At 49.0% G+C, this 16111-nt stretch carries 12 protein-coding genes; 4 read left to right on the top strand and 8 right to left on the bottom strand.

Going from position 1 to position 16111, the window contains the following annotated elements:
- Positions 1-16 precede the first annotated feature (16 nt).
- From NQ565_RS06020 to NQ565_RS06005, 4 genes are read left to right on the top strand one after another with little or no spacing between them, the layout of a single operon-like run.
- Positions 17-1987, top strand: coding sequence for a BACON domain-containing protein (locus NQ565_RS06020; RefSeq protein ID WP_005658194.1), 1971 nt, complete (start codon positions 17-19; stop codon positions 1985-1987).
- 45 nt (positions 1988-2032) lie between these two features.
- Positions 2033-4129, top strand: a complete 2097-nt coding sequence (locus NQ565_RS06015) for a S8 family peptidase (RefSeq protein ID WP_005658196.1) — start codon at positions 2033-2035, stop codon at positions 4127-4129.
- Between the two features lie 17 nt (positions 4130-4146).
- Positions 4147-4920, top strand: coding sequence for a DUF1573 domain-containing protein (locus NQ565_RS06010; RefSeq protein ID WP_005658198.1), 774 nt, complete (start codon positions 4147-4149; stop codon positions 4918-4920).
- A 23-nt stretch (positions 4921-4943) separates the two neighbouring features.
- A complete protein-coding gene (locus NQ565_RS06005) occupies positions 4944-5420 on the top strand; it encodes a lipocalin-like domain-containing protein (RefSeq protein WP_005658200.1) in 477 nt (158 codons plus the stop codon).
- An 88-nt stretch (positions 5421-5508) separates the two neighbouring features.
- On the opposite strand, the gene NQ565_RS06000 is transcribed toward NQ565_RS06005, so the two are convergent.
- The 8 genes from NQ565_RS06000 to NQ565_RS05965 form a co-directional block, all read right to left on the bottom strand.
- Entirely contained in the window at positions 5509-6576 is a 1068-nt protein-coding gene (locus NQ565_RS06000) for an SGNH/GDSL hydrolase family protein (protein WP_005658202.1), read from the bottom strand.
- Between the two features lie 144 nt (positions 6577-6720).
- Positions 6721-8268 carry a Gfo/Idh/MocA family protein gene (locus NQ565_RS05995; protein WP_040316337.1) on the bottom strand — a complete coding sequence of 516 codons (1548 nt, stop codon included), beginning with the start codon at positions 8266-8268 and terminating at the stop codon, positions 6721-6723.
- Between the two features lie 53 nt (positions 8269-8321).
- Positions 8322-9422 carry an Mrp/NBP35 family ATP-binding protein gene (locus tag NQ565_RS05990; RefSeq protein WP_005658207.1) on the bottom strand — a complete coding sequence of 367 codons (1101 nt, stop codon included), beginning with the start codon at positions 9420-9422 and terminating at the stop codon, positions 8322-8324.
- A 48-nt stretch (positions 9423-9470) separates the two neighbouring features.
- Positions 9471-10229: a tRNA (guanosine(46)-N7)-methyltransferase TrmB gene (trmB, locus tag NQ565_RS05985; RefSeq protein WP_005658209.1), complete on the bottom strand. Its 759-nt coding sequence runs from the start codon at positions 10227-10229 to the stop codon at positions 9471-9473.
- A gap of 9 nt (positions 10230-10238) precedes the next feature.
- On the bottom strand, positions 10239-11045 hold the full coding sequence (locus NQ565_RS05980) for an MBL fold metallo-hydrolase (protein WP_005658211.1): 807 nt from the start codon (positions 11043-11045) through the stop codon (positions 10239-10241).
- A gap of 3 nt (positions 11046-11048) precedes the next feature.
- Positions 11049-12068, bottom strand: a complete 1020-nt coding sequence (locus NQ565_RS05975; protein ID WP_005658213.1) for a branched-chain amino acid aminotransferase — start codon at positions 12066-12068, stop codon at positions 11049-11051.
- A 651-nt stretch (positions 12069-12719) separates the two neighbouring features.
- On the bottom strand, positions 12720-14165 hold the full coding sequence (locus NQ565_RS05970) for a clostripain-related cysteine peptidase (protein ID WP_231292998.1): 1446 nt from the start codon (positions 14163-14165) through the stop codon (positions 12720-12722).
- 55 nt (positions 14166-14220) lie between these two features.
- Positions 14221-16110, bottom strand: a complete 1890-nt coding sequence (locus NQ565_RS05965) for a hypothetical protein (protein WP_005658218.1) — start codon at positions 16108-16110, stop codon at positions 14221-14223.
- Position 16111: the final 1 nt, after the last annotated feature.

The following is a 16111-nucleotide window of genomic DNA, read 5'->3' as shown; positions in this document are numbered from 1 at the left end:
CAATAAGATTCTACCAATGAAATATGTATATAAAATAATGACGGGGCTGGCTCTCTTCGCAGGGCTGGCAAGCTCGTGCAAAGACGACGACGCAAGCATCCCCGGCGGCATTGCAGTGGATAAGGAAGAGATAACCGTAGGGCCCGAAGGCGGAACCGAAAGGATTACGGTCAACTCTTACAAGAACTGGGTGGCCGGAGCATCCAGACCGTGGATCGCCGTATCGCCCGCAAACGGTTCGGGTACGGCGGAATGCCGGCTTGCCATCGACTCTACCTTAGAGAACACGGCACGCACCTCGCAAATACGCTTTGCACTGGAAGGCCAGGAATCCAAACTGATAACCGTTACCCAGTTCGGTTTCGGGAAACAAATCATCGCTAAAGAACCGGATGTGGACATCGAAAGTTCGGCAGCTTATAACAAACGCCTTTTCGAGGCTGTCATATCCAGTAACGTCAACTTCCTGATTGATAAAGAGCATATCGACTACTCCTTTGCCGAAGAAGAGACAATGACCAATGAGGATAAAGCAGAATTCGGAGCCGACCGGACAGGCTGGATTACCCCTCCCAAAGATACGGACCTGAAACTGAACCTCGACCGGAAAGCCCGTCCGCGTACGGTCAAGGCAAAATTCCGCTGGGAAATGAATACGACTCCCTACACCCGGATAGCGAAAATACGCTTTGTTCCGCAAAATCCGGATGAGGACCAGTTGGTGGACGACAACGGCAATCCTATCGAAGCTTTCATTTTGACTGTGACCCAAAAGGCAGCTCCCAAGATTGAGGACAACCGTTCGGGAGACTCGCTGGCAATCATCACCATCAACGAGAAGATTCAAAGCATGATGTCCTTCGATACAAGTGAGAATATGCAGAACTGGGATAACGTAACCCTATGGGAGGCAATCGACAAGGATGTACCCGAAGGTGCGGTAGGACGCGTGCGTTCCGTCAAATTCTCCCTGTTCGACCTGCAGGAAGGTGAAACACTGCCCAAAGAAATACGTTATCTCAAATACCTGGAATCGCTCGACATCCAAAGCAACTCCAACAATCAGATACGTATCGTAGCGTTGGGCGAGGAAATCTGCGAACTGAAATACCTGAAATCGCTGAGTGTATCCGCCTATGGCATGAACGAACTGCCCGAAAACTTCATCAAGCTGGGCGGCAAGGCAGACAAGAGTTATCGCGGACTGGAAAAACTGGACTTGTCGGGCAACAACTTCCCGTCGCTGGCTGCCATTACCGAAGTGGTAAATGAAGAAAACTTCCCGAATCTGCACGCGCTCAGCCTTGTCGGAAACCGCCGGAGCGACTCCTACTCCGACCTGAGTCAGGGACGTACCCACAATGGAAGGGAACTCGGTCTGTACATCGACATCAGTGCCGGAGCGGAAAAGGAAGCATTCCTGCAACTGCTCACTTGGGACAAGCTGAGAAGCCTGCGGTTCTCGTACAACTTCATTGAAGGGACATTACCTACGGATGAAGAGGTAGATACCGCACTCGAACGGGCAAACAAACCCAAACGTTATCAGGACGACGACTTCTCCGACAACAAGGAAGAGTACAAAGACAAACTGGTAGGCGATACCTGCATCTGGCTGAAAACGAGTGACAACGAAGTCACATTCACCGAAACTGGCGGAACCACCCTGCAAGTGAAAGGACAGGATGTGCCGCGCGTACTGCCGAAGGCACGCTCCTTCTCCATCAACCTGAACTTCCTGACCGGTCCGGTGCCCAAATGGATTCTGTTCCACCCGTATTTTGTAGAATGGGACCCCATGACACTGCTCTTCAACCAGCAGGAAAACGGCAAGAACTCCGCAGGATTCAAAGTGGGATTCAATAACGTCGATGCGGTGAAGTTCAACTTTGAGTATTACTACGGCAAAGAGAAGCCGGAAGGTACCAAAGTAAACGGAGTAGCTTATCCGCTATACTATTACAGGTATGTGGCGGGAGTCAACTAACCCCCAAACAGGTACTTATTAACAAGATAATATTAAACAGAAACAATGAAGAAAAGATTCTTATACATCGCACTCATTACCCTGACGCTAGGTGCCTGTACGGAACAGGATATCGTCGAACAGCCGTCCATCCCCACCGACGGGGGGACGGAAGTCCGGCTTCCCACCGATGTCAACTCGGGTGAACTGCTGATTAAGTTCAAACCCGAAATGACCGACATCCTCGACCGTACAATGACCCGCGCAGCGGGAAACGGCGGAGTGATGACCCGTTCGGGCATCCCCTCTACCGATGAGGTACTCGAAATTCTGGGCGGATACCATTTTGAACGTATCTTCCCGGTAGACAGCAAAAACGAAGAACGCACCCGCATAGCCGGCCTTCACCTGTGGTATCAGGTGAAGTTCGACGAAGGTACAGACTTGCAGGAAGCTGCCAGACGGCTTTCCCAATTAGGAGAAATCTCAAAGGTACAGGGCAACAGCCGCATCAAGCGCGCCTACAACCCCAAAAGCCGCCGGAGCTATGTGAGCCAGGCAGCCCTGCAACAGCGGGCAGCCACCCGAAGCGGAGTAGCGGCCGGAAGATTCTCCGACCCCGGACTTGCCTACCAGTGGCACTACACCAACTCCGGCAACAATGCTTTCGACAAGACAAACAGTACGGGAGAAACCCTTGCTGGCTCAATAGCCGGATGCGATGTCGGCTGCTACGAAGCATGGCAGAAATGCACGGGCGACCCGTCCGTTATCGTTGCCGTATTGGACGACGGAGTGATGTATACGCATCCCGACCTGGCAGGCAATATATGGGTAAACGACAAAGAGGAACTCTATGCCGGCACGGATGCCGACGGCAACGGATACAAGGACGACAGATACGGATATAACTTCGTACACAATACCGCAGCCATTTCGTGGACGGATGTAAGCGACATCGGTCACGGCACGCACGTATCCGGTACGATTGCCGCCATGAACAACGGATACGGAGTCTGCGGCATTGCCGGAGGAGACGGCACGAAGGATTCGGGCGTGAAGATTATGATTTGCCAGGTATTCGCCGGAGAAAACAGCGTGAGCCTGAACGGAGAAGCCCAAGCCATCAAGTATGCCGCCGACAACGGCGCCGTCATCCTGCAATGCAGTTGGGGATACAACTCCTCGGAAGCGAACGAAGTGGAAGGATACTCTCCCGGACCGGCTACCGAAAAGGAATGGGCGGATACTTATCCGCTGGAAAAGGAAATCCTGGATTATTTCATCAACAACGCCGGTTCTCCGAACGGAGTCATCGACGGCGGTATCGCCATCTTTGCATCGGGCAATGAATATGCGGGAAGCGCCTCCTATCCGGGAGCTTACTCCAAATGCGTAACTGTAAGCGCGGTTGCCGCCGACTTCACCCCGGCATCCTACACCAACTTCGGTCCGGAAGTGGACATATCTGCACCGGGCGGTGACACTGAATATTATAACGCTATAGGGGAAGAGGACAATGAGTTTTGGGAAAACAATGAGGTTTCCGGCTCCATCCTTTCTACCATGATTCGGAACGGAAGCCCTGCCTATGGTTATATGGACGGCACTTCAATGGCATGCCCTCATGTATCGGGTGTGGCTGCATTAGGTCTGTCGTATGCCGTGCAACAGCGCCGCCATTTCAAGGCAAGCGAATTTGTGGCACTATTGAAAGAGTCCGTAAAACCGGTTGATAACTGGTATAGCGGCGGAAAGAAGAAAACATACTACCGCAACCATAACTCACCGGCTGCCGCTCCCTCCGTCATGGAGCTGTCCAAATACATCGGCAAAATGGGCACGGGCGTAGTGGATGCAGGAAAGTTGCTGAACAACATCGAAGGAAGCGGTTCGGATATGAAAGTGCCGAATGTGTACGTTGCCGAAGGAGGCACATCGACCGTGAACCTTGCCTATTACTTTGTAAACGGTGAAACGCTGACCTATACCTGTACATCGGACGATGCCGCCGTGGCAACGGTAACCGTCGGCAACAGCCTGATGGAAGTAACCGGCGTAAAAACCGGCGCCACACACATCACAGTGAAAGTGAGCAACGGAAGCGAACAGACAATCACCGTTACCGTGCGCAAGAATGCCAACGACAACGGCTGGATGTAATTTAATGTAATTGATTAATGAAACTAATTACCTGGATAGTGCTATTGGTATTTGCCCGTTCCCCTTGGCAGCAAAAAGCCGACTCGCTGATAAATCCGCCACTGATGCAGCAGGCGGAATCCATACTGCGTTTCGACAAAAGCACGCTGGACATCGGAACGCTGACCGAGGATGATGCTCCGCAGGCCTACCGTTTCACGGGCAGGAACATCAGCAAGGAAGCCGTTACCGTCACAAAGGTACGGACCACCTGCGGATGTACGGCAGCAGAACTGCCTGCCGGAAAGATACTGCCGGGAGAAACCGCTACGATTGTACTGACTTATCATCCGAAGAATCATCCCGGAACGATAGATACGGACGCATTCGTCTATCTGTCCTGCTCGGAAAAGCACCCCGTAGCACGTCTGACCCTGACCGGGAATGTTCTTCCCGGAGCGGATGAATGGGCACGCTACCCGTATGCAATGGGCCGACTGAGACTGAAACAGAACCGGATGGAATTTCAGGAAGTGATGCCCGGAAAGCGACCTTCCGAACGGATTCTATGCGGAAACAGCGGAGACAAGCCGCTGCGCCTGTCGGCACTCGTCATTCCGAAGTTCGCAACTTTCCGGACGGAACCGGAAGTGATACAACCGGGCAGTGAAGCCGACATCGTGGTAACGGTAGACGCTTCACTGATTCCCGCCGGAAAGGAAAAGACATTCACATTCCCGATTATCATCGAAGGAGTGGATGCCCGGCCTTCGGACCGGACCCTGAATATAAAAGTAAACTATACCAAGTAACGATAAAAAACAAGAAACCCGAAATGAAGAATATTTTCAAACTAACGGCTTTGGCAGTCTTTCTGTGCTGCCTTGTGTCCTGCGATGACGATGAGCCGATAATACCGACCCTGGAAGTGACTCCCGCCAACCTGAACGGCACGTGGGAACTTTCCGAATGGAACGGAACTCCGCTGGCGGAAGGTACATACTGCTACGTGGTTTTCAACCGCAAGGAACAGACTTTTGAAATGTACCAGAAGTTCGACAGCATGTACACCCGCTACATCACCGGAAGTTTCAGTATCAAAAACGACCCTTATCTGGGCGCCGTCATCAGCGGAGAGTATGATTTCGGCAACGGTGAATGGAACAACAAATACATCGTGACCGACTTGCTGGAAAGCGGCTCGATGATATGGACGGCAAAAGACAACGAGAACGATGTAAACAAATACATACGTTGCGAGAAAGTACCGGAAAACATAATTGCGGAAGCAAAAGTGGACAAGGGCGAGTAAAGCAGAATTTCAGCTTTTTTTTCATAAATTTTTACTCTAACAATTATTTGTGGGGAGTCTGTGAGGATTCCCCACAAGTGCGTTTGCACTAATCCTTTATATGCTTCTTCAAAACCGGATACAACACTTTTGCATAACGCATAAAACCTAAATCCGTAAAATGAACACCGTCTACGGTAGCCTCTCCATCATGCCCGATAATATCTTCGGAAGAGAGCAGGTAGATGTTCTTCTCTCCCCGCTTCTTCAGAGACCGGAACACAGCCTGCAAAGTCTCGTTCTTATTCTTCACTTCTCTGGCTACGGTCCTGTTAAAACGGGAATGGGTAAATATAGGATCCTCCACAAAAAGTACAGGCGTATCAGGATGCTTGCTACGGATAATGGAATAGAACTCACCGGCACGTTCCTTTATCTGCTCCACACCGGCATTCGGAACAAAATCAAGTACAAATACGGATGCATCCACACCCGCCATCACATAGGCAATCTCCAAATCCAATAAAGCATTGCCGCTAAATCCCAGATTGATACATTCCCGATTGAGCCAACGCTCCAGGATATTGGTATGCGCCATACCCGGACGGGAAGCGCAGCCTCCCTGCAGAATGCTTGTTCCGTAAAAGACAACCGGCTTCTTACGCACCGGCAGTTCCGTTGCCGGCCCGCTGATTTGAGACAGCGAGTCGATGCCGATGGAAAGAGAAGTCACCCCGTCGTATAAAGAAAGGAATAAAAGATATTCACGCTCTTCGGGCAGCATATCCTTCACGATGGTTGCCTCATTCACCTTTCCTTGCGGACGACCGCTTCCGGCAAACAGCCACTTCCCGTCTTGCAGGCAATACAAATCAAGTCCTTTAATGCCCGTAGGGGTCATGTGATTCATATTCCTGTTGAGCAGTACCTCCCATTTGGCGGCAATCCGGGTGGAATTGGAACGGAAACGTACGGCAAGCCCGGCACTGTTACGTCCCAACTCCCATAGAGGCTTACGGGAGATATTCCGTAAAGAGTCCGGCAAACGTTCGTAGCGTGTAAGGGTTGTCTCGGTAGCTTTTCCTAAAAGAGGAAAAGCGGAAGCGTCGTGATAGACGATTTGTGCATTGGCGGAGATAGCCAACAGCAGGCACAGAAGAAAAAAATTTGTTTTCATAGCAGTTAAATAATATATGGAATAAGGATTTCGGAGACTGAAACTCAAGTCTTCTGTCCCTTATTCCATATAAACTTTATTATAGATGATGTTAAGAATCCGTTTGAACTTTGTTCAAAAAGTATTTTCCGAAAGTGAAAAGTATCATTTCTTTTCAGCCTGCGCCCATTCTTTAGCCCCTTGCTCTTTCAGCTTGGCAGTAAACGCCTTTGCCTTTTCCATAACGGCGGCTTCTTCTTCGGGAGCGGCATAAGCATGCTTATACCCTTTCACCACGTTCCACTCGCCACGGGTAAAGTCGGGGAATGCCACCGGAGCGCAATTATTGTCCATGGAAAGTTCTCCTAACTCTGCCAGGCAGCACCACTCTGCCAAATCGTATACATCCATATCCAAAGGCAAACCGTTCTGCAGGCAATAAACCAGACGGCTATCCATGATAAAGTCCATACCGCCGTGACCGCCCACTTCTTTTGCCATCTCACCGTATTTCTTCAAAATAGGATGCTGGTATTTGGCTACAAGCGCTTCCATTTCCGCTTCCGGCAAGAAACCGTGCGAGTTCAAATCATCTACCTTAGGCTGCACACCCGAAGCAGTCAGTTGGTCGGCATCGAGCGCATACCCCTCTACAGGATACTTATTGGCAAATCCTTTCGAACCGGTCAACTGATACAGACGGTTATAGGGCTGGGGAGTCATCACGTTATGCTGTATCTCAATCACCTTACCGTTGGCGGTACGAATCAGCGTGGTGGTATGGTCGCCATTGCGGAAACCATTGCAGGCAGAGTCCGTCCTTGCCTCGACCAGAGCCTTTCCCACAACCGATTTGGTATCCATGGCAACCAGTGTCTGCATACGGTCGCCGCGGTGAATGTCGAGCGCCTGTGCCACAGGGCCGAGACCGTGAGTGGCATACACATCGCCGCGATGCTTCATGTTGTAATCCAGGCGCCAGCCCAGCTTGTCGCCCTCGCCGTTCTTCCAATAATGGTTCCAGAACGGGCTCAGGTTATGGATGTACGCACCCTGCGCACGGATTACCTCACCGAATACGCCCTGCTGCGCCATATTCAGCGTATTCATCTCGAACCAGTCGTAGCAGCAGTTCTCCAGAATCATACAGTGCTTGCGGGTCTTTTCACTCATGTCGACCAAGGCCCAGCACTCTTTCAGATTCATGGCGGAGGGCACTTCGATAGCTACATTCTTGCCGTTCTCCATAGCGCACATCGCCACGGGGAAGTGATGCAGCCAGTCGGTGGCGATATACACCAAATCTATATCATCGCGCTTGCAGAGTTCCTCATACCCCTTTTCGCCAGAATATACGGCTGCTTTGGGCAAGGATGCCTGCTTCAGATATTTCTGGCATGCCTCGGCACGTCCTTGTTCGTAATCGCAAAGCGCCACGATCTGCGTACCGGGGATATGGGTAAACCGCTCCACAGCTCCGGGGCCACGCATCCCCAAACCTACGAAACCCACGCGCACCACCTCCATTTTAGGCAGTGCCAGACCTATCACGCTTTTCCGGTCTGCCGGACGTTGGGGAGTTTCAACGACAATCGTTCCATTCTCCCACTGCCACTGAGTTCCTTTGTCGTTTGTCTGCACAGTGGATGTCGGTGAAGAACAGGCGCATAATGCGACACATGCGCCCAATAATAATACTTTCAAGCTCTTCATGCTTCTCAAATTTAAAGTTAATCGATACGGATACATCTTTTCGCTGTTCCGGTTTATTTATGTGTCTCCACAATCTTGGTAGGCGCCATTTCCATATTCCGGCGGTCAACCTGGCGGACTACGGCAGCAGCCAGTTGCAGGAACGCGCGTCCGGTCACGGTATTCTCGTCCAAAGCGACGGGGGTACCCTTGTCACCGCTCTCACAGATGCTTTGCACAATGGGAATCTGCCCCAGCAGAGGAACGTTCATCTGCTCCGCAAGCTGCTTGGCACCTTCCTTACCGAAGATGTAATACTTGTTCTCCGGCAGTTCGGCAGGCGTAAACCACGCCATGTTCTCTACCAGACCAAGGATAGGCACGTTCACCTTATCATTCGTAAACATGTTGATACCTTTGCGGGCATCGGCCAGAGCCACCGCCTGCGGCGTGCTGACAACAATAGCTCCGGTCATGGCAAGCGTCTGCACTACGGTGAGGTGAATGTCGCTGGTTCCGGGCGGAAGGTCTATCAGGAAATAATCCAGTTCGCCCCAGTCGGCATCGGCAATCAACTGTTTCAGGGCATTGCTTGCCATACCGCCGCGCCACAGGGTAGCCTGGTCGGGGTCTACGAAGAAACCGATAGACAGCAGCTTGATACCATACTTCTCGATAGGGATAATCAAATCACGGCCGCCGATGTTCTCTGCATACGGACGTGCATCTTCCACCTGGAACATCTTGGGCATGGACGGACCGAAGATGTCGGCATCCAGCAAACCTACCTTATACCCCAGTTTGGCAAGGGACACAGCCAGATTTGCCGATACGGTGGACTTGCCTACACCGCCCTTACCGGAAGACACGCCGATGATGTTCTTCACCTGCGGCAACAGTTTGCCCACTTCCGGGCGTGCCGCCTGACGGCTTTCCGTGGCAATCGTCACTTCCACTTCCGGTGAAACGTAAGTATGTATCGCTGTCTCGGCAGCTTTCACCATAGACTTCATAAAGGGATCGGTCGGCTTCTCGAAGATAAGCGAGAAACTGACCTTCATCCCGTCGATACGCAGATTGTCGGCAACCATTTCGGCCTCAACGAGGTTCTTCTTGTTGCCGGGATAACGCACCGTTGCCAGTGCATCGAGAATTAATTTAGGATAAAGAGTCATGTTATTTACTATTTTACGATTTACTATTCACTGTTTGACAACCATTGTTTATTTGCCGGTCTGGAGACTACTGCGCTTACTGCGGTTGTAGCTGCGGTACTCGTCCAATTCTATCTCTACATCGGGTTCTTGCAACTCTCCGCACTGAGGAAGCTGGAACTTGACGTATTTTATGGTCAGGCCACGGTCCAGCCACTGCTGTTCGTAATAGGTACGGATGCCGAGAATATCATCCACCAGTCCGGAGTGGTAGAGGTCGTCGGTGATGAACTCTACGGGAAGCCCGTTCTTCTCTATCATGTATTTGGTGTAGGTGAACATGAAGTTGCTGTCGGTCTTTACATGGATAGTGCCGCCGTCTTTCAGGAACTTGCGGTAGCGTTCCATGAAGTAGGTGGACGTAAGGCGTTTGGTGGCTTTCTTCATCTGCGGGTCGGAGAACGTGAGCCATATCTCGCTCACTTCGCCCGGAGCGAAGAAGCGGTCTATGATTTCGATGTTGGTACGCAGGAAGGCAACATTCTTCATGCCCGACTGCAAGGACTCGGTAGCTCCCGTCCACATGCGCGCCCCTTTGATATCTACGCCAATGAAATTCTTGTCGGGAAACATGCGTCCCAGTCCCACCGTGTACTCTCCACGGCCGCAGCCCAGCTCCAGCACAATCGGATTATCGTTCTTGAAAAACTGTTGATGCCAGTTACCCTTCATCTCAAACGGCACGTTGTCTACCGCCGAGTACGGATATTCAAACACGTGCGGATAACTTGCCATATCGGCAAACTTCTCTAACTTATTCTTTCCCATTCGTATGTATTAAAGTGTTTCTACCCGACCGGTATAATTATAAAAAGTACGGTCGGCAAAGCATTGGTGAAACAATGCGTATTTATCAATGCCCGTACAATGACAAACGCCCAGCCGTTGCGGCAAATGGCTTTCAAGGAAACGGGCTATCACATCAAATTTCTCTTTCTCGGTATTACGGATATGGAAACCGCCCAATACCAGTTTCAGCGAGGTCTGCGGAAAATACTCCTGCACCGCACGGATGATATTCGTAATGCCCCGATGCGAGCAGGCACTCAGCACGGACACTTCAGCGCCCTGTTTCAATGCCAACGCCAGTTCGTCCGTAAAGGTATCGGCCTGTTTCCGCCCTTCCGTCCACGTGAAGAAGTGTTCAAAATGCGTATCTTCTTCATCCGTAACGGGCAACTGCGGAAAGACAAACACGCCGCGGCACAATTCAGTAACCTCATCCACAAAACGGAAACGGGTGCTGTCCAAAGCATCGGGCTGCATCACTCCGTTTTCCCGTTCATCCTTGAACTTCGGCCGGAAGAGTTCTCTCTTGCAGACAACCTGTGCCTTGTCGTTCACGGCAAGAAAGTGATGCAGTCCGCCGGTGTGGTCGCGATGTCCGTGCGACAGTACCAGGAAATCCACCTCCTTCAAGTCAATCCCAAGTATCCGGGCATTGCGTATGAAAAGGTCGGAAGCTCCGGTATCGAACAGCAGGCGATGCTCACCCGTATCAACAAGCAGGGAAAGCCCGTGCTCTCCCTGTAGTCCCTTGCCGTAAACCGAATTTTCCACAAGGGTTGTAATCTTTATGCTCATGCGTTATTCCACGACAGTTACCCAACCGTGCGTATCAGGTTCGTCACCGTATTGGATAGCACGCAATTTGTTGTACAGCTTCGTGCAGACCGGTCCCGGTTTTCCGTCTTTGGCAATCACGTACGACTTACCGTTCTCCACATCGTCGATGCGCTCTATCGGACTGATAACGGCAGCCGTGCCACAAGCGCCCGCTTCCTCGAAAGTAAGCAGCTCTTCTTCCGGAACCGGACGGCGTTCTACTTTCATGCCCATATCCTCGGCCAGTTGCATCAGGCTCTTGTTGGTGATGGACGGAAGAATGGAAGTGGATTTCGGAGTGATATACGTATTGTCCTTGATACCGAAGAAGTTGGCAGCACCGCACTCGTCGATGTATTTCTTTTCCTTGGCATCCAGATAGAACTCGCAGGCATAGCCCAAATCGTGCGCTTTCTTATTGGCGCGCAAGCTGGCCGCATAATTGCCGCCCACCTTGTAGACACCTGTGCCCAAAGGTGCGGCACGGTCATATTCGCGGATAATAACGTACGGATTGGTGGAGAACCCTCCCTTGAAGTAAGGACCTACCGGCGTTACAAACACGACAAACAGGTATTCCTTTGCCGGATGTACGCCTACCTGTGCTCCCGTACCCACCAGCAACGGACGGATATACAGGGAAGCTCCCGATTCGTAAGGCGGAATGAAACGCTCATTCAGCTTCACAACCTTAAGAATAGCCTCTTTAAAGCGTTCCGTCGGCAACTCAGGCATCAGGATGCCACGGCAGGTAGACTGCAAACGCGCCGCATTCTCTTCCAAACGGAAAATACGTACCTTGCCGTCTTTGCCCCGGAAAGCCTTCAAACCCTCGAACGCTTCCTGACCATAGTGCAGACAAGTGGCTGCCATGTGCATAGGAATGGTTTCCTCGCTGCATACTTCCAATGCGCCCCACTGTTCGTTACGATAGTAAATCCTCACATTGTAATCTGTCTTCATATAGCCGAACGGCAGATTAGCCCAATCTAGTTCTTTCATATCTCGCTCGTATTAATTATTCGCTTTTATTAATTTCAAGACTAACTATTTGCAACAAAAGTAATGGTTATTCTTCATATTTCCTAAAGAAGCGGTGTTTTTTACGACATAAGAGCGACGATATGTTTTTTCCATTACATGCCAACTATGATAAAAAGATAAGCAGCCAGATTTTCATTGGTTGGAACTTTCTGTTTCCCTTAAGAATACCCTAAGTTTACCCTAAGTAAACTGATAGTTTAATGCGGTGAAACCAACAGTTTACTTAGGATAAACTAATAGTTTATCCGCATGAAACTTTCTCTATTTACCGGAAAGCGCCCAAATACACTGAGAATCAATTCATAGCCTCCATTTTACACAATAGGAAAAGCTATCGGGTCACTCTTTCCTTGTGGAGCATAACAGTGTGACAGATATTTTTCGTTTTTCAAACTTTGTGCAGGAAGCAGCAACAAGAATTAAACGGTGTGGAAAACGACATAAAAAAGACCGCTACCCAATAGCTGTCGGTAGCGGCCTTTATCCTTGTTAGAGAGAATTAAATTATCAAATGCTTGTTTTCACAAATTTACAGATGATATAAAAAATATTCCTAAAAAAGAGTTTATTCACACTTTCATTTATTCGGATAATTCCTTGACAGCAAGATTATCGTGCACCTATCGCTTTCGCCCATTCAGTGTCCAGCCAAGCTTTTTGAGTATCAGGAAACAAGTGGCTGTCAATAAAGCAACTGAGTCCGCAACTGCGAGACAGCCCGATGGGTTGCTGACTATAAGCACTGTAGAATTGTGGAGTGTGGTCTGTAAAAATCACAGCTTCTTTCAATGCCGCTTTAAAGGCATCAGTGTCATTGGTCAGTGCTTCAATATACTGCTCCAAGTCATAAAACAGGTGTGGATTAAGCCCTTCATAACCTTGAATGGCAGTCAAATCCACTTGCTTGTTTCCTACTGCAGTTACCACGTTTTTCACAGCAGCGGCCAAAGCTTCCAATTTATTGCTTTGTACCAGTGCGACAGTACCCGACGTTTGTCTGTATTTATTCATAAATGATTCGCAAGCGCCTTTCAAATCTTTTTGGAAGAGCTGCGATACGATTTCCTTATATGGGAATCCATCGGCCAGCACCTCTGTCGGTGAAGCTATTAAATAATCGGTTACATTTCGCAGATCATAAAGCGCTTCTATAGACGACATGAAGCAGGCATCGAATAACAAGTACTCGAATTTCAGTCCTTCAAACGCCTGTGCCAAAGCAGGAATTTCCATGTATTGAGTACCGTCCTGTCCGATAAACCGGGTGCTGGGTGCCATGACATGCTTGTCGAAAATAGAACTGGGCACCCAGCCGCTACCATGGCTGGAGAGTACTAATCCGTAGCTGTCAGCAGGCATTTCCTCCATCACCTTTTGCAAAACATTCTTCATGAATACGGGGTCTGTAGAAAGATCAGACTGAGTATATTCTTCGATAATCTGATGCGATGTCCGGTTATTCTCCTCATTGATGACCAGTTTGGTCAATGTAGACCGTTTGCCATTATCGTAGAATACAGCTACCTGATTTTTGTCGGACAGACGTATCAGGTGCCCGGCAGCTCCCTGAATAACGCGCAGGTTGGCCTCCATTTCCGTTTCCAATCCGGTATTGTCACCCATGTAATAGAAAATAAGCGTATGCTTCTTGTCGGGCACAGAGAAAGCCTTTGTTGCAATCTTTACACTAGCAAGCACGTTTTCTTCCTCTCCTTTGGCAGCAGCCAATACCACATATTGCGTGTTGGCATCCAGTTCTTCTATCAAGATATCCATCGGCTTGTTGGCAGTGGTCACAATACCTTTGTCCAGCACTTCCTGTGCATCGGGCATGATTTCGTTTTCTTCCATTACCAAATAAGCACAGCGCAAGGCATTGGTCGATTCCAACGTAATGTTTACAGTGGTGTAACCGGTCTCGCCGGCCGTGAGTGTCACGGTAGGTGTTGGAGGCAATATGGTTTCTTCCATCGGAGTGTCATCATCCGAACAGGCAGTGAGAGCAGACAAGCAGAAGAAAATACCTGCACCCCATTGGTATAAGGTTCGTTTCATGTTCATAATCTTTATATTTTAATAAATTATCGTTAAATTGTCTGTTGCGGGAAGTTTAAGGATTAAAATTATCCACCACGTTCACCGTACCTTTCCATTCTCCTGTTATTTCGTATCCCGCATCATCCCGGAAGTCGAATACGAATTTATAACCGTCGTTTTCTTTACTTACAGTCATTGTACCACTCTTGATAGGAGCCAATATATCTGTAGCCCCTGTCTCATCATCACTGCGCTTATCTCCATACCAGGTATACAAGATATCTGCTTTGTTGAACATCATGTATCCGGGAAGCGCATACATAGGTTCAAACTTATGTTCTATGGTGTAGACCCCTTCCTGAAGTGTGGCTCCTTTATTCGCATCAGTAAAGAATTCGATGGTAATCATCTCTGACTTTATCTCTTTCCCTTCTTCGTCTTTATCTTTATAGAAATTTATTTGCCAAGAACTCAATCCGGGATAGAGGTATTCTCCCAAATAATAAGCTTCTATCTCTGTCAGTTCTTCGGGCAGAGCCAATGTGACATTGTTCTTCAAAGTGCTCATCGGGCTGGCAGGCTTCGTATTGTCATTGTCGTTAAAATTACCCATAGGCAATGCCCCGCTGAAATTGCATGTTATGTTCAGACCGTCTGCACTTTGGAAATTGAATGCAATATCATAATTTTCACCGCTTCGTGTCACGGTCATGGTTCCACTGTTCAGGAAGGCAATATATCTCTTGCCTGTTCTGGAATCGACTTTCTCCAAATAAGAGCCCGTAGGATAATATTGCCCGTTTATGTCGGAAATTTGGCCTTTGTTGATAGTCATGGGGATTTGCATATATCCCTGTGCACTTCCTCCAAAGATAGACACTTGGTAAGTACCTTCTTCCAGTGGAGGATTTTCCATATTGTAATCTAACAATTTATGCATATAACAGCTTGACAATTGCAAATAATAGCCATTGGTCAGTACCTCGTTTTCATTGAAGTTTCCATGATAGAATTGCAACAGCATATCATCGGCATGCGGACAGAACCAGTTGCCGTAATATCTTCCTTTGGCTAAAGTGAAAGACACCTCTTGATCTTCCGTAAAAGGCTGGTAAGTGCCCTGTGGTGTTTCCGGCTCATATTTTTCAAAGATAATATCACCTTTGAAGTGTCCTCGGAAAGGCTCTCCGTCTTCCATGACGATATCCATATCAATGGTATAGGTGTCACCTTTACGCTGAACAAGTACGGTTCCTCCTGTGACGTAGCTGTAAACCACTCCATTGGCAGGGTCGGATGAAATACGGGTAAATACATTGGTTGTTTCCACATCCCAACAACCTATTTGTGCCGTCTCTTCTCCTGCATGATATTCTCCCGCCGGCAGAGTAGCGTTCCAAGGGTCGCTATCGGCTACATTATAAAGATCCAGGCGAACCAGATAGTCTCCAATATTGGTCGGTAAGTCGTCTTTTCCTATTTCCCCAGAGGCCAGGCGAATAACATAGTTACCGTTTCCAGGCTCATTGTCGGTACGGTAACTTGCCTTTTCCAATAATTTCAGTTTCACTACAGGTACATCATTTTCATAAACCGGTTGTGTCTTCATTTCAAGAGCCTCGGAAAGTAAATAGCGTCCTTGACTCACAACAGCTGCCTGAATGATGTAACAAGTTTCCGCCTCTAAGGCAATAGCCCGTTGGATACTTGTCTCGGAGTTATCGGCCAGTATGCCTTCGTTAAGAATATCCTCCGCTGTAGGAGCCGTCTCGCCTTTTTTATAGCACATCCAAGCACATTGGTCTGCATGTTGGGGTGTGAGTGAGAACTCCAATGAATGACTGGTAGCTTTGATGGCGTTCAGGGTAGCAGCCGCCGGAACTGCCTTTTCATCATCGGAACATGATGAGAAAAACAATACCGATAGAATGGCTGATAAAATATAATATGTTAGTTTATTCATA

The sequence above is a fragment of the Bacteroides stercoris ATCC 43183 genome (genome assembly GCF_025147325.1).
Taxonomy (GTDB): Bacteria; Bacteroidota; Bacteroidia; order Bacteroidales; family Bacteroidaceae; genus Bacteroides; species Bacteroides stercoris.
This window is presented reverse-complemented; position numbering and strand designations above follow the sequence as displayed.